This is a genomic window from Citricoccus muralis, assembly GCF_003386075.1.
GTDB lineage: Bacteria > Actinomycetota > Actinomycetes > Actinomycetales > Micrococcaceae > Citricoccus > Citricoccus muralis.
On record NZ_QREH01000001.1, the window covers coordinates 2,030,480 to 2,056,883 of the forward strand.

26 protein-coding genes are annotated in these 26,404 nt (G+C 69.8%); 6 read left to right on the forward strand and 20 right to left on the reverse strand.

Features of this window, described 5'->3' with window-relative positions:
* The first annotated feature begins 1 nt into the window (after position 1).
* A complete protein-coding gene (locus tag C8E99_RS08995; RefSeq protein WP_115932008.1) occupies positions 2–601 on the forward strand; it encodes a hypothetical protein in 600 nt (199 codons plus the stop codon).
* 1 nt (position 602) lies between these two features.
* Here C8E99_RS08995 and ccsB read toward each other — a convergent pair whose 3' ends face one another.
* The 5 genes from ccsB to C8E99_RS09020 form a co-directional block, all read right to left on the reverse strand.
* Entirely contained in the window at positions 603–1,709 is a 1,107-nt protein-coding gene (gene ccsB, locus C8E99_RS09000) for a c-type cytochrome biogenesis protein CcsB (protein ID WP_115932009.1), read from the reverse strand.
* Between the two features lie 3 nt (positions 1,710–1,712).
* The gene (gene resB, locus C8E99_RS09005) at positions 1,713–3,359 is read right to left on the reverse strand and encodes a cytochrome c biogenesis protein ResB (protein WP_115933353.1); all 1,647 of its coding nucleotides are present in this window, start codon (positions 3,357–3,359) and stop codon (positions 1,713–1,715) included.
* Between the two features lie 77 nt (positions 3,360–3,436).
* Positions 3,437–4,231 (reverse strand): cytochrome c biogenesis CcdA family protein, encoded by a 795-nt coding sequence (locus C8E99_RS09010; protein WP_115932010.1) that lies wholly within the window; start codon positions 4,229–4,231, stop codon positions 3,437–3,439.
* Positions 4,232–4,239: 8 nt separating this feature from the next.
* On the reverse strand, positions 4,240–4,914 hold the full coding sequence (locus C8E99_RS09015; RefSeq protein WP_115932011.1) for a TlpA family protein disulfide reductase: 675 nt from the start codon (positions 4,912–4,914) through the stop codon (positions 4,240–4,242).
* Between the two features lie 125 nt (positions 4,915–5,039).
* Positions 5,040–5,708 carry a histidine phosphatase family protein gene (locus C8E99_RS09020; protein ID WP_115932012.1) on the reverse strand — a complete coding sequence of 223 codons (669 nt, stop codon included), beginning with the start codon at positions 5,706–5,708 and terminating at the stop codon, positions 5,040–5,042.
* A gap of 78 nt (positions 5,709–5,786) precedes the next feature.
* Here C8E99_RS09020 and C8E99_RS09025 point away from each other — a divergent pair, with 78 nt between their 5' ends.
* The gene (locus tag C8E99_RS09025) at positions 5,787–6,596 is read left to right on the forward strand and encodes an MATE family efflux transporter (protein WP_115932013.1); all 810 of its coding nucleotides are present in this window, start codon (positions 5,787–5,789) and stop codon (positions 6,594–6,596) included.
* Positions 6,597–6,636: 40 nt separating this feature from the next.
* Here C8E99_RS09025 and C8E99_RS09030 read toward each other — a convergent pair whose 3' ends face one another.
* The 5 genes from C8E99_RS09030 to C8E99_RS09050 form a co-directional block, all read right to left on the reverse strand.
* Complete coding sequence (locus C8E99_RS09030; RefSeq protein WP_115932014.1) at positions 6,637–7,299, reverse strand: redox-sensing transcriptional repressor Rex; 663 nt, start codon at positions 7,297–7,299, stop codon at positions 6,637–6,639.
* Complete coding sequence (locus C8E99_RS09035; RefSeq protein WP_245952210.1) at positions 7,296–7,589, reverse strand: glutaredoxin family protein; 294 nt, start codon at positions 7,587–7,589, stop codon at positions 7,296–7,298. The genes C8E99_RS09030 and C8E99_RS09035 overlap by 4 nt, the downstream gene beginning before the upstream one ends.
* 126 nt (positions 7,590–7,715) lie before the next feature.
* The gene (locus tag C8E99_RS09040; protein WP_009882927.1) at positions 7,716–7,814 is read right to left on the reverse strand and encodes a 30S ribosomal protein bS22; all 99 of its coding nucleotides are present in this window, start codon (positions 7,812–7,814) and stop codon (positions 7,716–7,718) included.
* Positions 7,815–8,006: 192 nt separating this feature from the next.
* The gene (locus tag C8E99_RS09045) at positions 8,007–8,198 is read right to left on the reverse strand and encodes a helix-turn-helix domain-containing protein (protein ID WP_245952212.1); all 192 of its coding nucleotides are present in this window, start codon (positions 8,196–8,198) and stop codon (positions 8,007–8,009) included.
* Positions 8,199–8,388: 190 nt separating this feature from the next.
* Positions 8,389–9,702 (reverse strand): acetoin utilization protein AcuC, encoded by a 1,314-nt coding sequence (locus tag C8E99_RS09050; RefSeq protein ID WP_115933356.1) that lies wholly within the window; start codon positions 9,700–9,702, stop codon positions 8,389–8,391.
* Positions 9,703–9,834: 132 nt separating this feature from the next.
* On the opposite strand from C8E99_RS09050, the gene C8E99_RS09055 reads away from it, so the two are divergent.
* Complete coding sequence (locus tag C8E99_RS09055; protein ID WP_115932015.1) at positions 9,835–11,385, forward strand: potassium transporter TrkG; 1,551 nt, start codon at positions 9,835–9,837, stop codon at positions 11,383–11,385.
* Positions 11,378–12,049 (forward strand): potassium channel family protein, encoded by a 672-nt coding sequence (locus C8E99_RS09060; RefSeq protein WP_115932016.1) that lies wholly within the window; start codon positions 11,378–11,380, stop codon positions 12,047–12,049. Before C8E99_RS09055 ends, C8E99_RS09060 begins: the two co-directional genes overlap by 8 nt.
* A gap of 3 nt (positions 12,050–12,052) precedes the next feature.
* On the opposite strand, the gene proC is transcribed toward C8E99_RS09060, so the two are convergent.
* From proC to trhO, 8 genes are all read right to left on the reverse strand, one after another.
* Positions 12,053–12,880, reverse strand: coding sequence for a pyrroline-5-carboxylate reductase (gene proC / locus C8E99_RS09065; protein WP_115932017.1), 828 nt, complete (start codon positions 12,878–12,880; stop codon positions 12,053–12,055).
* Positions 12,877–13,710, reverse strand: a complete 834-nt coding sequence (locus C8E99_RS09070) for a sugar phosphate isomerase/epimerase family protein (protein ID WP_245952215.1) — start codon at positions 13,708–13,710, stop codon at positions 12,877–12,879. Before C8E99_RS09070 ends, proC begins: the two co-directional genes overlap by 4 nt.
* 7 nt (positions 13,711–13,717) lie before the next feature.
* The gene (locus C8E99_RS09075; RefSeq protein WP_115932019.1) at positions 13,718–14,755 is read right to left on the reverse strand and encodes a Ppx/GppA family phosphatase; all 1,038 of its coding nucleotides are present in this window, start codon (positions 14,753–14,755) and stop codon (positions 13,718–13,720) included.
* Positions 14,756–14,776: 21 nt separating this feature from the next.
* Positions 14,777–17,635, reverse strand: a complete 2,859-nt coding sequence (gene topA / locus C8E99_RS09080) for a type I DNA topoisomerase (protein WP_115932020.1) — start codon at positions 17,633–17,635, stop codon at positions 14,777–14,779.
* Between the two features lie 160 nt (positions 17,636–17,795).
* Positions 17,796–18,515, reverse strand: a complete 720-nt coding sequence (locus C8E99_RS09085) for an ArsR/SmtB family transcription factor (RefSeq protein WP_115932021.1) — start codon at positions 18,513–18,515, stop codon at positions 17,796–17,798.
* Between the two features lie 45 nt (positions 18,516–18,560).
* Positions 18,561–20,375, reverse strand: a complete 1,815-nt coding sequence (locus C8E99_RS09090) for a DUF7059 domain-containing protein (RefSeq protein WP_342767567.1) — start codon at positions 20,373–20,375, stop codon at positions 18,561–18,563.
* Between the two features lie 83 nt (positions 20,376–20,458).
* Positions 20,459–21,124, reverse strand: a complete 666-nt coding sequence (locus C8E99_RS09095; RefSeq protein ID WP_115932022.1) for a hypothetical protein — start codon at positions 21,122–21,124, stop codon at positions 20,459–20,461.
* The gene (gene trhO / locus C8E99_RS09100; protein WP_115932023.1) at positions 21,121–22,008 is read right to left on the reverse strand and encodes an oxygen-dependent tRNA uridine(34) hydroxylase TrhO; all 888 of its coding nucleotides are present in this window, start codon (positions 22,006–22,008) and stop codon (positions 21,121–21,123) included. Before trhO ends, C8E99_RS09095 begins: the two co-directional genes overlap by 4 nt.
* Positions 22,009–22,161: 153 nt before the next feature.
* Here trhO and C8E99_RS09105 point away from each other — a divergent pair, with 153 nt between their 5' ends.
* Together C8E99_RS09105 and C8E99_RS09110 are read left to right on the forward strand one after the other, a co-directional pair.
* Complete coding sequence (locus tag C8E99_RS09105) at positions 22,162–22,875, forward strand: GNAT family N-acetyltransferase (protein WP_115932024.1); 714 nt, start codon at positions 22,162–22,164, stop codon at positions 22,873–22,875.
* Positions 22,876–22,974: 99 nt separating this feature from the next.
* Positions 22,975–25,401 (forward strand): DEAD/DEAH box helicase, encoded by a 2,427-nt coding sequence (locus C8E99_RS09110; RefSeq protein WP_170144662.1) that lies wholly within the window; start codon positions 22,975–22,977, stop codon positions 25,399–25,401.
* On the opposite strand, the gene C8E99_RS09115 is transcribed toward C8E99_RS09110, so the two are convergent.
* Together C8E99_RS09115 and C8E99_RS16210 are read right to left on the reverse strand one after the other, a co-directional pair.
* Complete coding sequence (locus tag C8E99_RS09115; RefSeq protein WP_115933358.1) at positions 25,326–25,718, reverse strand: Rv3654c family TadE-like protein; 393 nt, start codon at positions 25,716–25,718, stop codon at positions 25,326–25,328. The two genes, C8E99_RS09110 and C8E99_RS09115, sit on opposite strands and share 76 nt — an antisense overlap.
* Entirely contained in the window at positions 25,715–26,239 is a 525-nt protein-coding gene (locus tag C8E99_RS16210) for a TadE family protein (RefSeq protein ID WP_245952217.1), read from the reverse strand. Before C8E99_RS16210 ends, C8E99_RS09115 begins: the two co-directional genes overlap by 4 nt.
* Positions 26,240–26,404 lie beyond the last annotated feature (165 nt).

Here is a 26,404-nt window from a genome sequence, read left to right on the forward strand (position 1 = left end):
CATGAGTTCACGCCGTCGCATCATCGCACCCCTGCTGCTCATCGCCGGGGTCATCAGCCTGGGAGGGTGTATGGGAAGCCAGCAGGACAACGTCGAGGCCACGGCGCAGCACGGGGAGCAGCTCGTGGCAGCGATTCCCGGACTGGTCCGGGCCTTCGGGGAGGAATCTGTCTCGCTCCTCAGTGAGACCAGTTGCACCTCCAGTCCGGATCCCGAGACCGCCTCCCGCAACACCCGGTGGACCGGTGCGGTCGGCGTCTCCGCGTCGTCTGCCCAGGAGGGCCGAGACCGCGCGCAGGCCGTGCGTGAGTACGCCGAGTCGACCGGCTGGACCACCGAGGACAGGGGCGCCGCCCACCCGAGCGGCGAACGGCTCTACACGGCCACCCGGGACGAACTCACCTTGGTCATCGAACAGGACGGCGGCGATGACGAGCCAGAGGTCAGCTTCACCGTCACCTCACCGTGCCTCGAGAAGCCGTCCGGCCACACCATGACCCGATCCGAGCTGGACTCCATGTACGGCTCCTCAGACCCCCTGTATCCGAACGACGACCGCTCGAAGTTCACCAACGGCGAGCCCAAGCCCCTGCCGGAATGACTTATTCCGGGATGCCCGCGTAGGAGTGCAGGCCCGGGAAGTACGTGTTGACGATGGTGAAGTTGAAGACCAGGCAGGCGAAGCCGATGATCGAGAGCCAGGCGGCCCGGTCCCCGGTCCAGCCGCGGGTCGCCCGGGCATGCAGGTAACCGGCGTAGACCACCCAGATGACGAACGTCCACACCTCCTTGGTGTCCCAGCCCCAGTAGCGGCCCCAGGCGGCCTCGGCCCAGATGGCACCGGCGATCAAGGTGAAGGTCCACATCACGAAGCCCACCGCGTTGATGCGGTAGGACCAGTTCTCGAGGCTGGAGGCGGACGGCACCAGGCGCATGAAGGCGGGTTTGCCCTCTCCCCCGGTCCGCAGACGAGCCTCGCGGCGGTGCTGAAGCAGCTGCAGCACGCTCATCGCGCAGGTCAGGCCGAACAGTGAGGAGGCGAGCACGGCCACGGAGACGTGGATGACGATCCACGGGGACTGCAGGGCCGGCTGCAGGTGCGCGATCGGGGTCGGGAAGCCCATGGTGGCCGCGCACATCATGACCACCACCAGCCCGGAGACGAAGGTCCCCAGGAAGCGCAGGTCCTTGCGAATGAGGAACAGCAGGTAGACCGCGGCGACCAGCAGTGCGCCGGTGGTGCAGAACTCGTACATGTTGCCCCACGGCACCCTGTTGGCCGAGACACCGCGGGCGATCACGGCGAAGGCGTGCAGCAACACACCGATGACCATCAGGGCCACGGCCACGTTGGCAGCCGGGCGCCGGGTGGTGCCCAGGTACGCCATGTCATCGTCCACGAGGTTCTGATCGGTGTACTCCGCACCGGTCTTCTTCCCCGTCCCCCCGCGGCCCGTGACGGTCGCGGAGCTCGCCTCCTGGCCCACGACGCCGGCCCCCACCAGTTGCTCGCGGCGCTGCGGCGCCGCTGCAGGGGCGTCACCGGACGCGCCGGACTCGGCGGCCAGTTCGGCCTCGAGCGTGCGGATCGTCTTGGATGAGGTCGCCATGTCGATGGCGAACACGATGAAGGCCGCGGCGTAGACCAGCGCAGCGATCAGCATGAACAGGTCGCTGTAGCTGGCCAGCTGCAGATTGATGGACTGCATGGGTTACTCCGGTCGGTTCTCGGTGGCGCCGGTGGTCCCGGCGGTGGATGATGCTGTCTGGCGGTCGCCGGAGTCGTCCTCCGGGGCGACCACGGGCCAGGTCTTCTCGAACTGGCGGCGCAGGGAGACGTTCTCCTCGCGCAGCCCGAAATCCTCGCCGCGGGCGAGCAGGCCGTACTCCACCATGGTGGACCCATCCGGGCCGGTGGCGCTACGGACCCAGACGCGGCGGCGGCGCACGAACAGGCTCACGCCCAGGGACACCAGGGCCAGGACGGCGAAGAAGCCCACGCCCCACTTGCCCGGATCGTGGTGGATGTCCAGGCCGACGTACCGCTGGACGCCGTCGAAGCTGATGGAGCCCTTGCCCTCCGGCAGATCGTAGGACTCCCCCGGGCTCAGCGTGATGCCGCCGGACTCAAGGTCCCGGTTGTTCAGCTCGGTGAGGTTGTCCGTGTCCAGCACGTACACGTTCTGCGGTTCGCCGTCGTCCAGGCCGAGGTCTCCGTAGTACGAGTTCAGGTTCAGCTCGGGCTCGTACAGCTCCGGGTCGATCGAGACGGCCACGCCGTCCTCCCCGGTGTAGGCCGTGGGCAGGAAGAACCCGACGAAGCCCAGCTGCTCCGGCTGCGCGTCCGGGGCCTTGATGACCATCAGCGAGGTGTAGAGCTGGTCCTGGACCTGCGCCACAACAGGTCCCTGGAACGCGATGTCCCCGTTGCCGTCCCGGACGGTGACCTCCGGTGCGTAGCCGTTGCCGACGAGGTAGACGCGGGTGCCGCCGATGTCGAACGGGTGGTTGACCTTCAGGTCCTGCTGCGTCGCCTCGCCGCCGGTGCCCTCCTGGACGGTCATGTGCGCGGTGAAGTCCAGGGGCTGGCCGTAGTGGGTCTCCGACTCGCGGTCGAACACCGCCTCGAAGCCGTCCAGGGTCATCGAGAACGGCTCCAGCCGGTCCTCGGAGAAGGCGCTGCCGGGGGTGAAGGAGTCGTAGGCCACGAGAGTGTTGGCGAACCCCTCCCCCTCCACGATGATCTTCTGCCCCGAGTAGCTCAGCAGGCCGCCGATGGCCATGAAGGCCAGCACGCCGATGAGGGACAGGTGGAAGAAGATGTTGCCGATCTCCCGCACATAGCCGCGCTCGGCACCCACGGAAGCGCCGCCGTCGGGCTCCTCGCGGATGTCCGTGCGGTAGCCGCGCTTCTTCAGGATCCGTGCGGCCTGGGCCACCGCGTCCCGCGGGGACGGTCCGGTGGACTCGAGGACCACCTTGCCGTACTCGGGCAGGCGGCTCAGCCGGCGCGGGGTCCGCGGCGGAGCGGAGCGCAAGTCCTTGGCGTGCTTGGCGGCGCGCGGCACCACGCAGCCGATCAGGGAGACGAACAGCAGGATGTAGATGGCGGAGAACCAGACGGACGAGTACACGTCGAACATCTGGAATCGGTCCAGCCATTCACCCTGGACGGGGTTGTCCTCGAGGTACTGGTTGACGATCTCCGGACCGGCCGGGCGCTGCGGGAACAGGGATCCGGGCACGGCGGCCACTGCCAGCAGCAGCAGGAGCATCAGCGCGGTACGCATGGAGGTCAGTTGCCGCCAGGCAAAGCGCAGGGACTCCTTGAAGCCCAGCGCGGGGACAGCAACATCCATGCGGTCTTCGCGCTGGAGGTTCGTCCGGCCGGACTGGGCTTCTTCGGCCCGGGTGGCCCGCACGTTGTCTTCTTGACTCAAATCGGCAGCCTCACTTCGTTGGCGAACCAGGTCTGCAGCTGAACGACCCAGGAGTTCCACAGCCCGGACACCATCAGCGCACCGAGCACGATCAGCAGCCCGCCGCCGAAGCGCATCACGGCCACCCGGTGCCTGCGGAAGAAGGCCATGGCACCCATGCCGCGGCGCAGACCGAGGGCGATGAGCAGGAACGGCAGGCCCAGGCCCAGGCAGTAGATGAACGCCAGCAACGCGCCCTTACCCGGATTGGTGGATCCGGCCGTGGACATGGCGAGGACGGCGGCCATGGTCGGGCCGATGCAGGGAGCCCAGCCCAAGCCGAAGGTCACGCCGAGCACCGGCGCACCCCACAGCCCGGCCTTGGGCTGGAGGTGCAGGCGGCGGTCCTGCTGCAGCCGATCGAGCCCGCCCATGAACACCACGCCCAGGACCATCACCACCACGCCGAGCGCGCGGGTCAGCCATTCGCCGTCACCCTGCAGCCAGATGGTGACCTGGGAGAACACGATCCCCACGAGCACGAACACCGCGGAGAAACCCAGGACGAACAGCGCGATGCCGAGGAGCATCCGTCCGCGCTTCTGGTCCTGTAGATCCGCTCCGGTCAGCCCGGTCACATAACCCAGGTAGCCCGGCACGAGCGGCAGCACGCACGGCGAGAGGAAGGAGACGAGACCGGCCAGCAGGGCGATGGGCATGGCCAACAGCATCGAGCCGTCCATGACGATCTCGGCGAAGGGATTGTTGACAGTGGTGGTGGCGGTGGCGGTGGCGATGGCGGCCTGCAGCATCGGGTGGCTCAGGCCTGCTCGTCGGCAGGGTCGGCCGGTTCATCGACAGCGGTGGCGATCAGCGTCTTGAGGGTGGAACGCTCCGCGACCCCGAGGATGCGGGCCGAGACGCGGCCCTGGCGATCCAGGACGATGGTAGTGGGCACGGCCTGCGGCGGAACGTAGTCCGTCATGGCCAGCAGTACCTGGCCGCCGCGGTCCTCCAGCGAGGGGTAGGTGATCCCGAAGTTCCGCTCGAAGGCCTCGGCAGTGCCGACGGTGTCCCGCACGTTCACGCCCACGAACCGCACACCCTGCGGCTCCCACTCCTCATGCAGGGACTGCAGGTCCGGGGCCTCCACGCGGCACGGAGCGCACGCCGCATACCAGAAGTTCAGCACCACGGGCTCACCGAGCCAGTCCGCAGTACTGACGGATTCACCGGAGAAGGCGGTGGACGTGAACTGCACGGGTTCGCCGCGGTCCTCGGCGGCGATCTCCAGGACGGAGCCGTCACCGGCGATGTAGTTCTTGCCGTCCGCGTTCCCGGCCTGGGCGGCCAGCGGGTCCTCGGTGGAGCAGGCCGCCAGCAGCGGCAATGCTGCCAGCCCGGCGAGTCCGGCCAGCACGTTCCGCCGGCTCGGGCCGGCCCCGGATCGGGGACCGGAGCCGTGTGCTGGTCGGTGCTGATGTGGAACGGTCATGGCAGCTCGGATACTCCAGTGGGGATTGGGCGTCCGTTGGATTCTACCGCCTGTAGTAGACGCGGGCGGAATCGGCCGGCCAGAGCAGTCGGGGCGGCTCGGGGGACGCGGTGGTGTGGAACGCGTCAGGCGCCCGGCAGGTTCGAGGCGTGGGCCAGCAGGGCGGCATTGGGCTCCCGGTACTCCACCCGCGGCGCGGACTGTCCCCGGTCGAAGTGCAGGGAGGTGACGGAGGTCAGAGTGCACTCACGCTGGCGCGGATCATGCCACAGCGGCCTGCCTTCGGCCGAGAGCCGGGTGACCCAGATGGGCAGCTGGTGCGAGACGACGATCGCCTCGGCGCCCTCTCCCCCGAGTTCCACGGCCCGGTCACGCAGCTCGAGGATGCCCTCGCTCATCCGGCTCACCTGGGATCGATACGGCTCACCCCAGGAGGGGCGCAGCGGATTGAGCAGGAAGGGCCAGTGGCGCGGCTTCCAGAGCTGCCTGGCCACCCGTGACCCGCCCTCGAAGTGGTTCGTGGCTTCGATGAACCGGTCATCGATACCCGGCTCCAATGACAGGGCCTGGCCGATGGGGGCCGCCGTCTCCCGGGCGCGTTGCAGGGAAGAGGAGACGAGCAGGGCCGGCGTCCGCCCGGAGGCGCGAGCCTCACCGGCGAACCAGTCGCCGATGTCCGCCGCCATCCGGTGCCCGAGTTCCGAAAGGTGGTAACCGGGGATACGACCGTAGAGGACCTTGTCCGGGTTGTGGACTTCTCCATGGCGGACAAGGTGCACAGTCGCAGAAGGCATGGGTCCATACTGTCAGAATCGGGCGATAGCGTTGACCCAAGACCATTCGACCCGAGAGTCCCGCAGGAAGGGCCCGCCATGAACGAGCAGCATCCCGAACACCCCGAGCAGCCTGACGAGCCCCAGCAGCCGGACCAGCCTCGGGACGATCGCCCTCAGTACGGCATCCGACTGACTCCGGAGCAGCAGGCCGAGCACCAGGCCCGGCTGAGCCAGGCCCAGCAGGAACGCCAGGCCCAGCAAGGCCAGCACCCGGCCCCGCCCTATGGCCAACCGCCGCAGGGCCAGTCCCCGTATGGTCAGCCTCCCCAGGGCCAGTCTCCATATGGCCAGGCTCCCTACGGACAGCCCCCTCAGGGCTACTCCGCCTACGGGCAGCCGCCGGTCTATCAGCCCGGACCGGGGTACGGCTACCCGGGTCAGGGCGTCCCGCAGCAGCTCGGTCCGATCACCAAGCCGACCACGATCGACCGGTCCTACTGGCTGATCCTCGCGGCCGGCCTCGCATTCCTGGTCATCGAGCTGTTCTCCCTGTTCTCACCCAACATGGGACTGACCCCGGAGATGCTGGACCTCTACCAGGAGCAGATGGATGCGGCCGGCCTGGCGATCGAGATGCAGTCGTTCCTGGAATCGGTACGCATTTTCGCCGTGGTCTTCACGGCACTCCTGGTGGCGCTCTACTGGCTGATCGCCACCGGCATCCGCCGCGGTTCAAACGTGGCCCGGATCTTCGGCACGATCTTCGCCGTGCTCTCCCTGACCTCCGCCTTCGGCCCCGGCCTCATCTACGTGGCCCTGGGCGTCGCCGGCATCGTCTTCGCCTACCTGCGCCCCTCCAGCGAGTACCTCCGCGCCAAGGCGTGGGAGAAGGCCATGCGCCGCTAGTTCTCCCGCACGTCCCGGTCAACCCTCCCGGCCGGCGCCGCTACTGCCGCAACTCGGCCTGGTGGAAGGCCAGGATCTGCAGTTCGGTGGACAGGTCCACGGCACGCACCGTCACCCCTGGGGGCACCACCAGGTCCACGGGGGCGAAGTTCAGCAGTCCCCGGATCCCCGCCGCCACCAGTCGGTCGGCCACGGTCTGCGCGACGCCGGCCGGCACCGCCATGATCGCCAGCCTCGCCTCGGACTCGGCGACGCTTCCCTCCAGCTCCTCGAGCGGGCGGACCACCACGGAACCGCGCCGTTGCCCGACCAGGCGGGGGTCGGCGTCGAGCACGGCGCACAGGCGCATCCCGCGCTCTCCGAAGCCGGTATATCCGGCCAGCGCCGAGCCGAGGTGCCCGGCACCCACCAGGATCACGGGTTGGTCCTCCACGAGGCCCAGGGCACGGCTGATGGCCTGTTGGAGCGTGGCCACGGGATAGCCCACCCCGCGGCGGCCCAGCTGGCCCAGGCTGGACAAGTCCCGGCGCAGCACCGCCGGGCTGACCCCGGTATGCCGGGCCAGGTCAGTGGAGGACACCCGGACAGTCCCGGCCCGGGCCAGCGCGGCCAAGGCGCGCAGGTAGCCGGGCAACCGGGACACGGTGGGCCGGGAGAGGCCGGACACCGGCCCCCTGCTGTGACTGGTGCCGTCACTGCTCATGGCCGGTCCGCGGTCAGCATCCGCTCCAGGCGGACCGGGTCGATGCGCCAGAAGTCCCGTTGCACGCCGTCCACCATCAGCACGGGGATCTCCTCGGCATGCCGCTCGGCCAGATCCGGACGCCCGGCGATGTCCACGGCCTGCCAGTCCACCCCGAGCCGGCCACAGACCTCCTCCACCACGGCCAGGGCGTCCGCGCACAGGTGGCAGCCCTCCTTGACGAGGAGTTCGACGGCGGGGACGGGCCTGAGGGCGGGACGGGGCTCCGGCGGGGGCTGCATGTCAGTCATCGGCTCCATCGTAGGCCCGGAGGGGGCTCAACGGTTCACAGGCTCCGGGCGGCTTAAACAGCTCCGGGGCCGCCCTGCCTTGCGGCGGGACGGCCCCGGATGCAGCGAAACCTCGCGGCGAAGCGCCTACTTCTTGTTGCGGCGCTGGTGACGAGTCTTGCGCAGTTGCTTGCGGTGCTTCTTCTTGGACATCCGCTTGCGGCGCTTCTTGATCACTGAACCCATAGGGAAACCTCTTGTGTGGTTGGTGAATCCGCAACAGACGCCTGTTGAAGATCCGTACATCTTTGGTCAAAAACGTTCCCTAACACCTTACCCTGCACTCGGGTGTGGCAACGAACCGGGAACATCGGCCGGTATCAGCCCGGCCAGAATGCCGGCACAGGGGCCGGCAGACATCAGGTGGGCCAGGCGAGGTCAGGCACTGCGGCCATCCGTCCCGGTGGCCCGGTGGTCCGTGGCACCGGTCTGCAGGATCTGCTCGACGGCGGACTCGGGCACCCGGTAGGAACGGCCGAAACGCACAGCGGGGAGCTCGCCGGCATGGATCATCCGGTAGACGGTCATACGGGACACACGCATCATCTCAGCCACTTCCGTGACCGTCATGAAGCGCGTGTCGGCGAAGTTACCGGCATCAACCACTTGCGTTCCCCATTTCCACTGCCTTGCTTCGAACTGTCTCGATCTGGCGGCACAGTACATCTGCCGGGCCAGGCGTGGCATTCTCAGACATCCTATCGAACACACGGTGCACTCGTGTCACCACAGGCCCACCTACAGAGCATACAACGGCGTGTCAGTCGAACCAGGGATCCAGCCCATGATAGGGGAAGATCTCCTTCCGGGTCGCCATGATGGTCTGGTCCACGGGGTCTGAGGGATCGTAGCCGACCTCCCAGGAGCGCCACCAGACATCCACTCCGTCCGACATGGTGTCCGGGATCCCCGCCATCCCCTCGCCTGGCCCCAGGCCGGCAGCACGTGCGGCGTAGTCGCGCCATGACTGCGGGATGACCGTGCTGGTCCGGAGGGGCTGTCCGGTGGCCGCGGCCACCAGATGCGTCCAGGTCCGCGGGACCACGGAGAAGGGGCTGTAGCCGCCGCCCCCGGTGGCCAGCCATCGGTCCCCGGCGAAGTCGCGGGCCCAGTCGGCGGCGTCCAGGGCCAGTTGGCGCTGGCCCTCCACGGACATCCTCAGATTCGTCAGGGGGTCCTCACCGTGGCCGTCGCAACCATGCTGGGTGACCAGCACCTGCGGGTCGAAGGCCCGCAGCAGCTGCGGGACCACGGCATGCGTGGCCCGGAGATAACCGGCATCACCGGTGCCCGGCGGGAGCGCCACATTGACGGCGGATCCGAGCGCCTCGGGCCCGCCGGAGTCGTTCGCGAAGCCGCTCCCCGGGAACAGGGAGATGCCGGTCTCGTGGACGGAGATGGTCAGCACGCGCGGGTCGTTCCAGAAGATGGACTCGACGCCGTCACCGTGGTGGGCGTCCAGGTCCACGTAGGCGACCCGCTCGGCGCCCCGGTCGAGCAGCCGCTGGATGGCCGCGGCGCAGTCGTTGTAGATACAGAATCCGCTCGCCTTGCCGCGGTTGGCGTGGTGGAGCCCGCCGGCGAAGTTCACGGCGTGCCGGACCTCCCCCGCCCAGATCGCCTCGGCAGCCGCCACGGAGCCGCCCAGGATCCGGGCTGAGGCCTCGTGGATGTGCGGGAACACCGGATTGTCGTCATTGCCCAGCCCCCGCTCCAGGTCCTCGGCCATCTCGCCCGTGCTGACGGCACGGACGGCGCGGATGTACTCGAGATCGTGGACGGAGGCCAAGACCTCGTCAGAGGCCACCTCGGGCTTGATGAGGCTCACCCCGGGTCGGTCGAACAGGCCGAGGGCCTGGGACAGCCGGTGCGTCAGGTCGAGGCGCACCGGGGCCATGGGATGGGCGGTACTGAACTTGTAGCCCAGCAGCGCCTCGTCCCAGACGACGGCCGTCGCCGTCGAGGGGCGGCCGGCGGGGGCCGGGACGGGTGCAGCCCTGGGGGCGGGACTGGACACGGCGCTCGGTTCGGGACCCGGAACGGTGCCGGTCGCGTCGCTTGGTGTGTTGGTCATCACCACACAGACTATGCTTCCGGCGTCACCACCGGCAGGTGATGACGTCATGGACCGGATCCCGCACCGGATGGTGGATGATGGGATCGTTCGTGACTTGGGGCGGAACGGAAGGGACGTGATCACCGGCGCATGACCCGGCACCAACGCATCCCCCGCCCCCGCCCCCGCTCCCTGCCCCGGCCCCAGGCCCGCCGAAGGACCGGAGGCCGGATCCCGACGCCGTCGGGCGGCCGCGCGGCCCGCCCGCCCTCCGCTCTGAGCAGGGCCCTGTCCCCCCGGGTCGGCCCCCCGGCCGGCGGTTCAGGCCGCTCCGGGCTCCGCGAGGTGCTCGAGCGCCTCCGGCACTTCGTCTCCACGATGGCCGGAGCGTCACCGGCACGGGCCGCGCTGCTGGCCTTCGCCGTCGTCATCCTGGTGTTCACCGCCCTGCTGTCCCTGCCCTTCGCCTCGAAGACGGGGCGCATCACCGCCTTCCACGACGCCCTGTTCGTGGCGACCTCCGCGGTCTCCGTCACAGGGTTGACGCCGGTGAACACGGGGGAGCACTGGAGCTTCGCCGGACAGCTGGTCATCCTCGTGGCCATGCAGATCGGCGGACTGGGGATCCTCTCCATGGCGGCGCTGTTGACGCTGGCCGTGTCCAAGCGCCTGGGCGTGCGGTCCAAGCTGATCACGCAGGAGGGCATGACCACCGGCCGGATCGGGGAGGTCGGGGCCTTGTTGCGCGTGGTGGTCGGCACCACGTTCTTCTTCGAAGCGGTCCTGGCGGTGGTGCTCGTACCCCGGTTCATGGTGCACACCGGCTCGTGGGGCGAAGGCCTGTGGAACGGGATCTTCTACTCGGTCTCCGCCTTCAACAACGCCGGTTTCACCCTCCACACGGACGGGCTGGAATCCTTCATGCACGACCCGTGGATCATCTGGACCCTCATGGCCGGGGTCTTCGCCGGCGCCCTGGGCTTCCCGGTGGTCATGGTGCTGATGCAGCAGCGCTGGCGGTGGTCCCAATGGAACCTGCACACCAAGCTGACCGTCACCACCACCACCGCCCTGGTGCTCGGCGGGGCCCTGCTGATCGGGATTTTCGAGTGGTCCAACCAGGCCACACTCGGCCAGTTCGGGGTGGCCGAGCGCCTCCAGTACTCGCTGTTCGGCTCGGTGATGTCCCGGTCCGGGGGTTTCTCCGTCTATGACATCAACGAGCAGTCGCCCGAGACCCTGCTGCTGACGGACGCCCTGATGTTCGTGGGCGGCGGTTCGGCGTCCACCGCCGGCGGCATCAAGGTCACCACCCTGGCAGTGATGTTCCTGGCCATCGTGGCCGAGGCCCGCGGCGACCGTGAGGTCACCGCCCACGGTCGCACCATCACTCCGGGATCGGTCCGGGTGGCCATCTCCGTCCTCGCCTTGGGCGCCACCCTCATCCTGGTCGGCACCATGGCCCTGGTGGCCATCAGCGGCGAGTCCCTGCAGCGCCCGCTGTTCGAAGTGCTCAGCGCGTTCGGCACCTGCGGGCTGACCACGGGACTGACGGCCGAGCTGCCGCCGGCGGGCAAGTACGTGTTGACCATCCTGATGTTCGCCGGCCGTGTTGGTACGATCACCTTCGCGTCCGCGCTGGCCCTGCGTCAGCGCCGCATCCTGTTCCGGTACCCCGAGGAAAGGCCGATCATTGGCTGAGAACCGTCCGGATCCCCACGCCCCGGTGCTGCTGATCGGCCTGGGCCGCTTCGGTTCGGCCGTGGGCGAGCAGCTGGTGGCCCAGGGCCGTGAGGTCATGGCAATCGAGCGCGACGCGGCCCTGGTGCAGAAGTTCGCGGGCACGCTGACGCACGTGGTCGAGGCGGACGCGACCGACCTCCAGGCGTTGCGCCAGCTTGGCGCCCAGGAGTTCGCCACCGCTGTGGTGGGCGTGGGCACCTCGATCGAGTCCTCCGTGCTCATCACCGTGAACCTGGTGGATCTGGGTGTGGAGCACATCTGGGTCAAGGCCATCACCCCGGCCCACGGCAAGATCCTGCGACGGATCGGCGCGCACCATGTGATCTTCCCGGAGCACGACGCCGGCGTCCGGGCCGCCCACCTGGTGGGCGGGCGCATGCTGGACTTCATCGAGTTCGACGACGACTTCGCGATCGTCAAGATGTATCCACCGGCGGAGGCCGTGGGCTTCACCCTGGCCGAGTCGGACATCCGCGCCAAGTACGGGGTGACGATCGTGGGCGTGAAGACGCCTGGCGAGGACTTCACCTACGCGCAGCCGGACACCAAGGTCGGGCCGCGGGACACGCTCATCGTCTCCGGGCACACCGACCTGCTGGAGCGCTTCGCCTCCCGCCCCTGAGGGTCAGGACCCGTACTCGCGGCTCATGGCCTGACCTCGGGCGGCGGAGGCCCGCATACCCTGGGCGATCAGGTCAGCGAGCCCGGAGTCCAGGAACGAGTTGATCGCGGCCTCCGTGGTGCCGTTGGGGCTGGTCACCGCCCGGCGCAGCGCCGCCGGGTCCACCTCCGGCTCGGCGAGCATCCGGCCGGCTCCGGCGACTGTGGCGCGGGCCAGGTCCTTGGCCAGGTCCTCGTCCAGGCCCATGTCCGCTCCCCCGGCGGCCATCAGCTCGGCCAGCAGGAAGGCGTAGGCGGGCCCGGACCCGGAGACGGCGGCCACGGCGTCGAGCTGGGACTCCTTGACCTGGTACACCGAACCGGAGCCGCGGAAGAGCCCGGCGGCCAGGTCCACGTGGTGCTCGGTCACGGCGGTCCCGCCGGCCAGCCCGACCACGCCCATGCCCACCGTCAGGGGCGTGTTCGGCATGGTCCGCACCACCGGCTGCCCCCCGGGCAGGTTCGCCTCCATGGCCGCCAGCGGGATCCCGGCGGCCACGGAGACCACCACGGTCCCGGGGCGCAGGGCGCCGCCGATCTCCCGGCACAGGGCCAGGATGTCCTTCGGCTTGACCCCCAGGACCACGATGTCGGCCCCCGCGGCCGCGGTGCGGTTCGCCTCGGGATCGGACTCGGTGGCGGCCACGGTGACCCCGTAGCGCTCCTGGTTCGCCCGGGCCCGCTCGGCGGAGTGGCCGGTGGCGCACACCGAGGCCGCGTCCGTTCCGGCAGCCAGCATCCCCGCCAGGATGGCGCCATTCATGTTCCCGAGTCCGAGCAGGGCGATGTTCATGGAAGGGGGGACCTTTCGACGGTGTCTTGATCTTCTGGATCTCGGCCGGAGGCGGAGCGGGCGGCCCCGGCGGCGAGGTGGTGGCGGGCGAACTCGAGCGAGTAGACGAGCATCTCCTCGCGCTCCCCGGCGTACTTCGTCTTGCGGGTGCCGACCTCCACGCACACGGCGCCGTCCCAGCCGGTTTCCCCGAGGTATTCGATGCACTCGGCCACGGGCTGGTCCCCGTCACCGGGGAGCATGTGCTCGTCCTTGCCGTTGGCCGTGCCGTCCGTGAGGTGGACATGGCGCAGCCGGTCGCCGAGGGAGCGGAACGCGTCGAGCGAGTTCTCCTGGGCGATGGCGGCGTGGGAGAAGTCCCAGATGACGTAGTCGTAGTCCTCCGGCACCGGGTCCCAGTGCGGCAGGTACATCTTGGCCTCGCGGCCGCTGGCCCGCCACGGGTACATGTTCTCCACGCAGATCAGCACGCCGGTGGCCTCCATGATCTCCCGGATGCCCTCGGCGAAGCCGGAGGCGTAGTTGCCCTGCCACCGGAACGGCGGGTGGGCCACCACCACCTCGGCTCCCACCTCACGGGCGAGGTCCGCGCTCTTGGCCAGCTTGTTCCAGGCCGAACCCCACACCTGCTGGGTGAACAACAGCGTCGGGGCGTGGATCGAGTGGATCGGCATGCCGTGCTTCTCGGACAGCCGGTTCAGCTTCACGGGGTCCTGGGACCACCCGTTGTGCGTGACCATGACCTCCACCCCGTCGTAGCCGAGGTCCTCGGCCATCGCGAAGACGTCCTGCGTGCCCAGCGGGAACACGGAGGACGAGGACAGGGTCACTGGGATCTCAGCCGGTCCAGTCACTGGTCACCCCCACGGAGAAGCCGGGCAGCATCGGGTCCGGGTTGAGGTAGACGTTCCCGACGCCCGGGGTGGTCTCCCGTCCCAGGATGCCCTCCTGGACCAGGGCGTCCAGCCGGCGCATGATGAGTCCCTCGCGCAGGGCCCAGGGGCAGATCTCCACCTGGGTGACGCCGAACGCGTCCATCGCGGCCTCCGCCACCATGCCGCCGGCGAGCATCTGGGCCGCCCGCACCTCGGATACGCCGGGCAGCCCGGCCCGATCCCTGGCCGTCATCGCGGCCATCCGGTTGACCCACAGCGTGAGGTCCTCCAGCCGCAGGTGGCGTTTGACGAACGGTCCGGCGGCCAAGGGCGCCGCGCCGGTGATGCGGGCGAGGGAACGGAAGGTCTTCGAGGTGCCGGTCACCAGCACGGGTGCCGTCATCAGCGGGAATCCCTCGGCCGCCTCGGCGATCGCAGCCTTGATGTGTTTGCGCAGTTTCTTGGTGGACTTCGGCGTGGGCGGGTCCGCGGGCAGCCAGTCCCGGGTCAGCCGCCCGGCGCCGAGCGGGATGGACACGGCGTAGCTGGGCAGCTCATCCGTGCCGTAGGCGATCTCGAAGGATCCGCCGCCAATGTCGAAGTTCAGGATCGATCCGACGTCCCAGCCCTGCCAGCGGCGCACCGCGAAGTACGTCATCGCGGCCTCCTGATCGCCGGAGAGCTCGGTGAGGTGCACCGAGGTCTCCCGGGTGACCCGCTCCAGCACCGCCGCGCCGTTGCCGGACTCCCGGATGGCGGAGGTGCAGAACGCGATCATGTCCTCGGCACCGTTCGCCACGGCGAAGGCGACAGCCTCCCGGATGAAGGTCACCAGCGCATCCTGGCCGGAGTCCTTGATGCGTCCGTCCTCGTCCTGGTGATCGAGCAGGGACAGGGACCGTTTGTGGTCGGCGAACGCCGAGGGACGCGCGCCGGGGTGCGCGTCCACCAACAACAGGTGGACGGTGTTCGAACCGATGTCCAGCACACCCAGGCGCATGGTGTCTGCCTTCTTCTTCCGCTACTTCTTGCCCGACTTGGCAGCACCGGACGTGGACTTCGAGCGCGCGGCCGGCTTGCGGGCCGGCTTCTTCGCCGGACCCTTGGCACGCTTGTCCGCCAGCAGCTCATAGGCCTGCTCGGCCGTCAGGGACTCCGGGTCCATGTCCCGCGGCACGGTGATGTTCGTCTCGCCGTCCGTGACGTAGGGACCGAAGCGGCCATCCTTGACCACCACCTTCTTGCCCGACGTCGGGTCCTCGCCGAATTCGGCCAGCGGCGGCTTCGCTGCCCCGCGCCCGCGCTGTTTGGGCTGGGCGTAGATGGCCAGGGCCTCCTCCAGCGTGATCGTGAAGATCTGCTCCTCGGACTCGAGGGACCGCGAGTCCGTGCCCTTCTTCAGGTACGGGCCGAAGCGGCCGTTCTGCACGGTGATGTCCACGCCCTCAGCGTCCTGGCCGAGCACGCGGGGCAGGCTCATCAGCTTCAGGGCGTCCTCGAGGGTGACGGTCTCGATGGACATCGACTTGAACAGGGAGCCGGTGCGTGGCTTTTCCTTGGCCGGCTTCTTCTTCGGCTTGGGCTTGCCGTTCTTGTAGTACTCCGTGGGTTGGGCCTCCATCCAGGCCGCCAGCTCCTCCTCATTCATCTCGTGGATGACCTCGGTGACGTAGGGACCGAAGCGGCCGTCCCGGGCCATGATGGGGCGCCCGGTCTCCGGGTCGGTCCCGAGCTCGCGCTCGGAGGGGCCTGCGGTCGCGAAGAGTTCCTCGGCCTTCTCCGCGGTCAGCTCGTCCGGGGGCAGGTCCTCGGGGACGTTCGCGCGTTCCGGGTCGGTGCCCTCCGGGGAGCCCGCGGGGATGTCCTTCTCCAGGTAGGGTCCGAACTTGCCCACGCGCAGCGTGATGCCCTCGGCCACCGGGATGGAGTTCACGGCGCGGGCATCGATGTCACCGAGGTTGTCCACCACGGCCTTGAGGCCTTCGGCAGTGGACTCGGCACCGAAGTAGAAGTGCTGCAGCCAGGCCTCACGCTGGAGCTCGCCGGCGGCGATCCGGTCCAGGTCGTCCTCCATCCGGGCGGTGAAGTCGTAGTCGACGTACTTTCCGAAGTGCTCCTCGAGCAGCCGGATCACGCTGAAGGCCGTCCAGGACGGGACCAGGGCGTTGCCGCGCTTGGTGACATACCCGCGGTCCATGATCGTGGAGATCGTCGGCGCGAAGGTGGACGGGCGGCCGATCTCCCGCTTCTCCAGCTCGGCCACGATCGAGGCCTCCGTGTACCGCGGCGGCGGCGAGGTCTCATGGCCGGAGGCGATGACGTCCCTCCCGGTGAGGGAATCCCCTGAGGCCACCTCGGGCAGGCGCTTGTCCTTGCCGCCCGTACCGTCGCTGCCGGTGCCGCCAGCGTCACCGGAGGCGCCCTCAGCGGGTTCGGAGCCGGCGTCGCGCCCCTCCTCGTAGGCGGCGAGGAAACCGGGGAAGGTGATGACGGTGCCCGAGGCGCTGAAGCCGGCGAGCCGGCCGGCCATCTCGCCGGAGGAGGCAGTCTCCAGCGCGGTGCCGGTGAGCTTGATGGTGGCGGTGTAACCCTTGGCGTCGGCCATCTGGGAGGCGATGGTGCGCTTCCAGATCAACTCGTAGAGGCGGAACTCGTCCCCACGAAGGGCGCCGGAGACCTGCCCGGGGGTGCGGAAGGAGTCGCCGGCGGGGCGGATGGCCTCGTGGGCCTCCTGCGCCGAGTCGTTCTTCGCCCTGTAGACCCGCTTGGCCTGCGGGATGGAGTCCGGTCCATAGAGCTCGGTGGCCTGCCGGCGGGCCGCGGTGATGGCCTCGTCCGAGAGCATCACCGAGTCGGTACGCATATAGGTGATGTAGCCGTTCTCATACAGCCGCTGCGCCACCTGCATGGTGATCCGCGAGGAGAACCGCAGCTTGCGGGAGGCCTCCTGCTGCAGCGTGGAGGTGGTGAACGGGGCGGCCGGCCGGCGCGTGTAGGGCTTGTCCTCGACCGAGTCGACGGTGAAGGTGGCGCCCTGCAGGCCCGCTGCCAGGGCGGTGGCCGTGGCCTCGGTGAGGGTGGCCACCTTGCCGGCTGCGGACTTCTTGAGCTGACCGCGGTCGTCGAAGTCGCGTCCGGTGGCCACACGCTGGCCGTCCACCGAGTTCAGGCGTGCGGTGAAGGACTCGCCGGCACCCTTGCCCTCGTCGGCCGTGAAGGTGCCGTCCAGGTCCCAGTACGACGCCGGCACGAACGCCATGCGCTCGCGCTCGCGTTCGACGACCAGGCGGGTGGCGACGGACTGCACACGGCCCGCGGACAGGCCTTGACGAACCTTGCGCCACAGCACCGGGGAGATCTCGTAGCCGAAGAGGCGGTCGAGGATGCGCCGGGTCTCTTGGGCGTCCACCAGGTCCGCGTCGATCTCGCGGACGTTCTCGAGACCGCGGGCGATGCCCTCCTTGGTGATCTCGGTGAAGGCCATCCGGTACACGGGCACCTTCGGCTTGAGCTCCTGCAGCAGGTGCCACGCGATGGCCTCGCCCTCGCGGTCGGCGTCCGTGGCGAGGTAGAGGGCGGAGGCGTCCTTGAGCAGCCGCTTGAGGTCGGCGACGCGCTTCCGCTTGTCCGGGTAGACCACGTAGTACGGGTCGAAGCCGTTGGTGGTGTCCACGGCGAACTTGCCGTAGGGGCCCTTCTTCATGTCCGCGGGCAGGTCCGACGGCTGCGGAAGATCCCGGATATGGCCCGCCGATGCGTCCACCACCCATCCTTCGCCGAGGTACTTGGCGATGGACTTGGACTTGGCGGGGGACTCCACGATGACCAGTTTCGTTCCGTCACCGGAGGAGGTGGTCTTCTTGGACGTCTTCTCAGACACTCGGGCTCCTTTTCGTCGCCGGGCGGGGGAACAGGTCCACTGGGCCCGGCTGGCCCAGTGGATGGCCGCCTGTGACTTCCAGGCGGACCGCCCGGTGCCCTACTAATGTAACGGCACCGCGCCCCCGGTCCTCGACCGTCGGCGCGCCCCGGGCTCCCGATCAGGCGTGACCGGGCGTTTCCGGGGCCGAGTCTGCCAGAACTGAGACGAGGTAATACACGCGTTCGGCGTCCACCGAGCGCTCGGAGGCGGGGTTGAGCTCCTCGAACTCGTCGATCAGCGCGGCAAGGCGGCGCTGGAACTCGGCGCGCTGCTCGGCGTTGACGAACACCATGCCGGTGGACAGCACCGGGGACCGTCGTCGGCCGGGCTCGTGGACGCCGAGGTCCCGTCCGTCCAGGGCGGCGTTGGCGTCCTGAGCGGTGGCCACGGCCTCCTCCGCCGCCTGGCGCAGGAGCTTGTCCTCGGCCTCGCGGCGGGCCACCTCCTTCATGATCCGGTCCCGGAAGGTGTTCAGTTGGACATCGATGAACGCCTGCTTGGATGCCGGGGTGTGGTTCAGGGAGTCGACGAGCAGCGAGTAGCCGGCTGCCTTCCAGCGCCGCTCACGGCCGTCCCCCTCCGAGGGGGAACGCTCCACGAAGCCGTATTTCTCCAGGGCTCGCAGGTGGTAGCTCATGGCCGAGGGGGTCAGGCCGCACCGGGAGGCCAGTTCGGTCGCGGTCCGGGTGGACTGCGAGGCGTAGAGCTCCTCCAAGGCCTCCAGCCGCGCCTCGTGGGCCAGGGCCCGGATGGCCTGGGGATCGGAAATGACCACCGGCCGTCGGGCGGCCGGCACCGTTCCGCTCCCGGGGGTCGGAGCGGTGTCTAGTTCAGTCATGGACCAAGATTCTAGGCAGTTCTTTCAGATTCAGCGTGTCCTCGTTCACATTCCGGACGGTATCGGTGCGGTAACGGTCAGGAATCCGTCCGTGAGCAACTCGGCCACGGCGGCCACCAGGGCCCGCTCCCCCGCCTCGTCCAGGTCCAGCAGTCCGGCCACCGCGCCGGTCAGCTGCCCCACCGAGAACTCGCCGTCCGCGGCGGACAGAAACCCGGCGGTGGCGGTGTCCACGTGGGCCGTCCGCCGGAAACCGCCGCCCTGACGGGCCAGGATGACCTCCGGGTGGTCGGAGCCGAAGCGTTGGTGGCGTTCCTCGGTGACATCGCCGGGGACCGTGACGTGCAACTCCTTCAGCGCCGTCAGGCCCCCCGTGCCTTCGGTGTCTCCGGCGACCAGATCCCAGCGGTCCACCGCCTCACCCCAGGCCGGCCCCAACGGCTGCTGTAGCTCGGACTCGACGACCTCGGTGCGGATCCGGCCGGCCCGCGGTGCGGCCGGGCGGCGCAACCACACGTACCCGAACCCGACGGCGGCCACGCCCCGTTCTCCGAAATCCTCCAGGTAGCGCCGGTACCCCGCTGTATACCTCGCCGGGTCGAGCTGCTCGGAGGAGTCCTGCAACCAGGTCTCGGCGTACCCGGCCGGGTCCAGGAGGTCACGCTGGATGAACCAGGCGTCGACGCCGGCCGGCACCCAGGAGCGCGGGCGCACGTCCCAACCGGGCAGCTGGGGACTGGCGGCACCGGCCACGCGGTCCGGGGCGCCATTCGTGGCTCTATCCGTGGTGCCGCGGATCTCCCAGTTGCCGAGCATCTGCGCCATGCCGCCGGGCTCGAGGTGCTCCGGCAGGGTGGCGACGAGCTCGGCCAGCAATCGGTCCCCGGGGCGGCCGCCGTCCCGGTACGTGTTGATCCCGTCCCCGACCTCCCCGGTGAACCGGTCCGGCTCCGAGCCCGAGCGCGGGGTGATGACGTAGGGCGGGTTGGAGACGACCAGGTCGAAGCGGCTGCCGGCCACCGGCTCCAGCAGGTCCCCCTGCAGCAGAGTCACGCGCCCGCCGAGCGTGAGGGGGAATCCGCGGCGGCGGCCCTGCGGTTGACCGTCCCGCTCCGGAACTTCTGTCAGGTTCAGGTCCAGGCCGAGCGCCTCGGCGTTGAGGACCAGGTTGAAGGCCGTGAACTCGAGCGCCCGGACGGAGAGGTCTGTGGCGGTGACGTGGTCGGCGTGGGGCAACAGGTGCAGGGTCTGGATGCCGCAGCCGGTGCCGAGGTCCAGGGCCTGGGCCACGGGGCGGCGGATCACGTTGCCCGCCAAAGTCATCGATGCCCGGCCGATGCCGAGCACGTGCCAGGAAGGCAAGGTGGTCCGGGTCTGCAGGGCGGTCTGGTCGCTGGCCACCCACACCTCACCGAGGTCATCGGTCGAGTAGGGCGAGAGGTCGACCACCGGGTGGAAGGCCTCGTCCCGGATCCAGCCCAGGTTGAGTTCTGCGGAACCGGCGGCCGTCAGCGTGGGCAGGGCGGCGTCCAGCGTGGCGGTCGGCACCGGGTCGCCGAGCATCCAGCAGGAGACGACGGCGGCGAGCGCCCGCTGGGAGCCGGGCGCGCCGGCGTCGTGCATCACCTGGGCGAGGCGGCGTCGAGCCGGCTCGGCCTGCTCGCGCTCCAGCGCGGCGGTGACCACGTCCCCCAGCAGATCCCCGACCGCGTCCGTGGTGTAGGGCAGAGCGCGCAGATCGGCAGCAAGGACAGCGACTGCGGCGATGGTGTCAGGGTCCCGGTCCCACCGCGGCGGGTCGACCATCGCATGATTGAAGGGCGGCTCGGTGCTGGCGGTGTTGGGACGCGGATCAGTCATGACTCCATTGTGGTGCGTGGCCGGCACCGCACCCGCATCACTGCCGCACCCACATCACCGCCGACCCTCCGCACGGAGTTGCCTCACGATGCTGCCGCGAGGAGTCCCTGACGGAGTTTCTCGACCTGCCGGTCGAACGCCGCCACCACGGACTCCGGGTCCACGAGGATGCCGCTGACCATGACGTGGTGATGGCCCACGGTCTCCACCGCGATGGTCACGCTGGCGTCCCCGAGCAACTCGTCTCCGCTGCTGTGCGCCACCAGGCCGTCCCGGTCCCCGGGCAGGGGTGCCACGGTGACGGTGGCCTCACCCTGGCGCAGTTCCGCGCCTTCGCAGTCTCGGCCCACCGCTGTGTAGAGCGGGCCCGGTTCCGGCCCGTCGCCGTCCTCACGGGCGAACAGTGCGGTGGACAGGATGGGAGGCAGGTAGGCGTCTTCGTAGCCCTCCACCACGCTGACGGCCGCGGCCGCACTGGCGGTGGTCTCAAACGAGGCGGATTGCAGAGCCTGCAGCGCGTCGGCGCAGGCACCCTCGACCTGGGAGGGGTCGTCGACCACGGTCGCGATCAGGCTCGGGTCGATCTGCTCCCCCGGGCCGCCGGCTCCCTCCAGCCCGTATTCCTCCATGGTCAGGAGCATCGCCCGCAGCTGCTCTTCGGACTGGGGAGGGGTATCCGCCGGGTCAGGTGCCCCGCAACCGGTCAGCAGCAGCCCCGCGAGGACCAGCCCGGCAGCCTGGCGTCTCACCGGCACACCACGCACGTGCGGTTCGGGACGGCCAGAGCGCAGGCATCGCACACGGTGTCCAGGGTCTGACAGGACGGATCGGAGCAGTTCCGCAGTTCCGAGGTGGGACCCGCACAGAGGGCGCACTCGCCGATCGTCGCGGACTGGTCGGAGAACTGGACCCGCATGCGTTGGTCGAAGACGGCCAGGGATCCCTCCCAGAGCCCGGAGTCACCATAGGCCTCCCCGTACTTCACGATCCCGCCGTCCAGTTGGTAGACCTCCCCGAAGCCGCGGTGGTGCATCAGCGCCGTCAGAACCTCACAGCGGACCCCGCCGGTGCAGTAGGTGACCACGGGCTGGTCCTTGAGGTGGTCGTAGACGCCCGAATCGAGTTCGGAGATGAAGTCCCGGGTGGTGACGGTGTCCGGCACCACGGCCCCGGCGAATCGGCCGATCTTGGCCTCCACGGCGTTGCGCCCGTCGAAGAACACCACGGGGGTCCCGGCGGACTCCTTCTCCTCGACCAGTCGGTGCAGGTCTTCGGGCGTCAGGTGCACGCCGGTGTCCTGCACGCCGTCCTCGGTCACGACGATCTCGTCTGGGGCGTCAAAGGCCACGAGCTCGGGCCGCACCTTGACGGACAGCCGCGGGAAGTCCTCCGCAGAGCCGTCGGACCACTTGACCTCCAGACCGGCGAACGGGCCATACGTGCGAGTGGTCTTGACATACTGTTTCACGGCATCCAGGGGTCCGCCCACGGTGCCGTTGATCCCGTGCGGGGACACGATGATGCGCCCGGTCAGCCCCCAGCGCGAGGCCAAGGCGTGCTGCCAGAGGCGTACGGCCTCCGGATCGGCCAACGGGGCGAAGCGGTAGTACAGGGCGATCTTGGACTGGCTCACCGCATCAAGGGTAGTCCGGGACGCCCCGACCCACGAGGCCCGTCCGGGGACGGCACCGCGCACGGGATCCGCAGGATACGGGCAAGTGACGATTTGACCCGGATGTTGGTCCCACGCGTGCGGGCAGCCTCCGGCTCGGGCTAGTCTCGTCCCATGACTTCTGCCTTGAATGACGCGCTGGTCAGCACCTGGGTGACCGGCTGGTCCCGCTGCCGGAACTACGACGTGCAACATGACGGCGTGGTTCACGCATCCCTGCGCAGTGGCGTCCAGGCCGGTGACGGTCAGGACTGGGAGTACGTCCTGGCCCACCCGGACGAGACCGCCCTCAAGGCGGTGTCCTCCGAGGTCCAGAACCACCCCGGACGGCTGCTGACCGTGGTCGGTCCGCCCCCCACCGTGCCGGCCGGCGTCCCCCTCAAGTCGCTCTCCACCGGTGAGAAGCTCATGGTGGTGGACATGGGAGGCCAGGACGTCGAGGCCCCCATCGTGCCCGAGGAGTTCGAGGCCACCGTGGAGCGCAAGGACCCGGACTGGTTCCTCGTGACCATCATCAGCACGGATGAGCATCCCCAGGGCGAGGGCGCCGTGGCGGCCCGCGGCCGGGTGGCCGCCGTGGACGGCTACGCCGTGTTCGACCGCATCTGGACCTCGCCAGACTTCCGCCGGCAGGGCCTCGGTTCGCTGGTGATGCGCTACCTCGCCTCGCTGGCCCTGGAACACGACGTCGAGGAAGGCCTGCTCGTGGCCAGCGCCGACGGCCAGGCCCTCTACGGCCACCTCGGCTGGACCGAGCTCGCCGACGTCACCGTCTACGGCGCCCTCGAGGGCGATACCGAGAACCCGTCCCACTCGGACGCCGGCTGAGTGGACCCCCGCGGGGAACACCCCCGGAACGGCCACGGAGACGGGCTCGGGCAGCCAGCCGGTGGACCACGCACGGATGACCCCCGGGACGCCGAGGCCCTGAGCCGCACGCTCGGCCGCCGCTCCATCCCGCCGCAATTGCTCCACGTCCGGCATCTGCCCGAACGGCAGGCCATCACGGTGCCCTGGCCGGAGGGCACCCCGGAGGGTCTCATCCACGCGCTCGGGGGCTCCGGGGCCCTGGAGCCCTGGAAGCACCAGGCCGAAGCGGCCGGCCTCGCCGCCGCCGGGACGAACGTGGTTCTGGCGACGGGGACGGCGTCGGGCAAATCCCTCGGCTACCAGCTCGCCGCCGGGACCGCCCTGCACGATGATCCCACCGGGACCATGCTCTACCTGTCCCCCACGAAGGCGCTCGCGGCCGACCAGCTCAACGCCTGGCGCGCACTGGCCCGGGACGGCGCGACCTGGCTGCGGCCGGCCCCCTACGACGGGGACACGGATATCGCCGACCGCAAGTGGGCTCGCGAACACGCGAACGTGCTGTTGACGAACCCGGACATGCTGCACGTCGGAATCCTGCCGCACCACGAACGCTGGTCCCGGTTCTTCCGGAGACTGCGCTTCGTGGTGGTGGACGAGGCACACGTGTACCGGGGGGTCTTCGGCTCCCATGTGGCCGTGCTGCTGCGCCGGCTGGCCCGCGTCTGCGCGCACTACCGGTCTGGGCGACGGGACGGGACCGAGGTCCCGGGCACACCGGGCCCGGTGTTCATCGGGGCCTCGGCCACCAGTGCGGACCCCGCCGGGTCCTTCTCGCGCCTGATCGGAGCGGACGCGGTGGCCGTGACCGAGGACGCCTCCCCCCACGGGGCCGTCACCGTCGGCTTCTGGGAACCGGAGCTCACCGACCGGCGCGGAGAGAACGGGGCACCCGTGCGCCGTTCGGCCACGGCCGAGGGCGCACGGATGATGGCCGATCTGGCCGTCACCGGCACCCAGACCATTGCCTTCATCCGCTCCCGCCGCGGAGCCGAGGCGATGGCCTCCGCCGCCAAACGTGAGCTCGCCGAGGTGGACCCATCCTTGCCGCCCCGGGTGGCGGCCTACCGGGCCGGTTACCTGCCCGAGGAGCGCCGCGAGGTGGAGACGGCCCTGCGCACCGGCCGGTTGCTGGGGGTCGCCTCCACGCCGGCGTTGGAGCTGGGCATCGACATCGCCGGACTCGACGCGGTACTGGTGGCCGGCTGGCCGGGCACCCGCGCGTCGTTCTTCCAGCAGGTGGGACGCGCCGGACGGTCGGGGCAGGAATCGGTGGCGCTCTACGTGGCCGGGGACGATCCCCTGGACACCTACGTGGTGCACCACCCGGAGGCCGTCTTCGAACTGGCCGTGGAGGACTCGGTCACGGACCCGACCAACCCACACATCCTCGCCCCGCATCTGTGCGCCGCGGCCGCCGAGTTCCCACTGGTCCCGGACGGGCTGGGCGACTTCGGAGACCCGGAGGAAGTCCGCGGACTCGTGGAACAGCTCGTCGAGGAGGGCTACCTGAGGCGCCGGCCAGCTGGCTGGTTCTGGACGCATCCCGAGCACGCCGCCGGATTGGTGTCCCTGCGGGACGACGGTGGCGGACCGGTGAACATCATCGACACCGAGACCGGCGCCCTGCTGGGCTCCATGGGCTCCCCGCAGACCCACTACCAGGCCCACCCCGGTGCTGTGTACGTCCACCAGGACCGGACGTACCTGGTGGAGGACCTCGACGAGGACGCCCATGCCGTCCTGGTCACGCGGGCGTGGCCGGATTTCTTCACGCAGGCCCGGGACATCACCGAGATCGAGATCCTGGACACCGTCCACCGCGTGGACGCCGGTGACTTGCAATGGTGCACGGGACCGGTGAAGGTCACCACGCAGGTGGTGTCCTACCAGCGCAAGGCCCTGGTCTCCGGAGAGGTCCTCGGCGAGGAGCCCCTGGAGCTGCCGGCCCGGGACCTCTTCACCACGGCCGTCTGGTTCCACTGTCCCTCGGAGGTACTCGTGGCCGCCGGCCTGACGATGGACCGGCTGCCCGGGTCCCTGCACGCCGCCGAGCACGCGATGATCGGGCTGCTGCCCATCGTGGCCTCGAACGACCGCTGGGACATCGGAGGGGTGTCCATGGCCCTGCACCCGGACACCGGCCAGCCCTCCGTGTTCGTCTACGACGGCCACCCGGGCGGCGCCGGCTTTGCCGAGCGGGGCTTCGCGGAGGCCGCGACCTGGCTGCAGGCCACCCTGGACACGGTGCTCTCCTGCAGTTGCTCCACGGGCTGCCCGTCCTGTGTGCAGTCCCCGAAATGCGGCAACCGCAACAACCCGCTGGACAAGGACGGGGCCGCAACCCTGCTGACGTTCGTGCTGCAGGGCGTCCGGATCGCGGCGGCACGATCGCTGCGGGCCGCCGCTCACCGCGGCGCCGTTGACGCCGGCGGTCCGGCCCGGGCCACCCCTTCGGAGGGCCATGGCAGCGCCGACTCATAGTGGGTGCGCACCTGCACGGTGCCGTCTGAGGCGGCAGCGCACTCGGTGACCGTAGCGCCGTGACGTTCAGCCGTCTGGGCAGCCAGGGCGCAGGGATCGGCCAGCATCAGTCCACGGGCGGCATCGGCGCCGGCGAGCGCGGCGAGGTCCGCGGCGCCGGAGGCTCGTGCCGCCGCCGTCGCCGCGGTGCCCAACGCCGCAGTAGCCCCCAGCAGCGCCAGGGTCAGGAACACCGTGGCCAGCACGGTGACACTGCCGGCGCCCTGTTCGCCCTGTTCGACTTGTTCGCCTGTCTGGCGTGCGGCCGTCCGGCTCATGGTGCTCCCGTAGGAGGCACGGCCCACTGGTCCGGAGCGTGGGCCGTGGCCTCGAGTTCCCACCCGTCCCACCATGCCAGGGGTCCTGGAGGGGCGTGGGCCACGGTCACGGCCACCCAGCCAGTGCTCCGGTCGCTGCTGAGTTCCGTGGCCTCACCGGCCATGCGCCGGGCAGTGGAGCGGACGTCGGCCTCGCTCTCTCCCCGGGCCAGCTCGCGGACCGAGGCCGCCGCGGCCTCCTCCAACCGAACCTGCTGCAGGGTCGCGGCACCGGCGAGCAGAGCGCCCACCAGCACCAGGGCCGCGGCCGGCAGCATCACCGCGTATTCCGCGGTGACCGATCCTCGTTCGGCACCGGCAGCACCGGCGGGACCGGAGGGGCGCTTGGACCCCGGAGGACGTTCGGGCTGCAGCGGGCGGGCGGGATCGGCAGGAGGGCCGAGAGGGCCAGGATCGTCGGAACGGCCGGGCCCCGTGGATCCGGTCAAGGGGAGATGTTCGGTCAGAGGACTGCGGTCCATGGCTTCCTCGTGTCTTCGGGTGTTGCTCGGGCGGGACGGGAGCAGTGCGGGTGGGTGGCAGGCAGAACTCGCCAATGTCCGGCCATGCCTGATCGGCTGGGGTCTGTCTCGGGTACCAGGCCCCGCCGGGAGGGGGTGTCGGCGGGGCCCGGTGGCCGGCGGAGG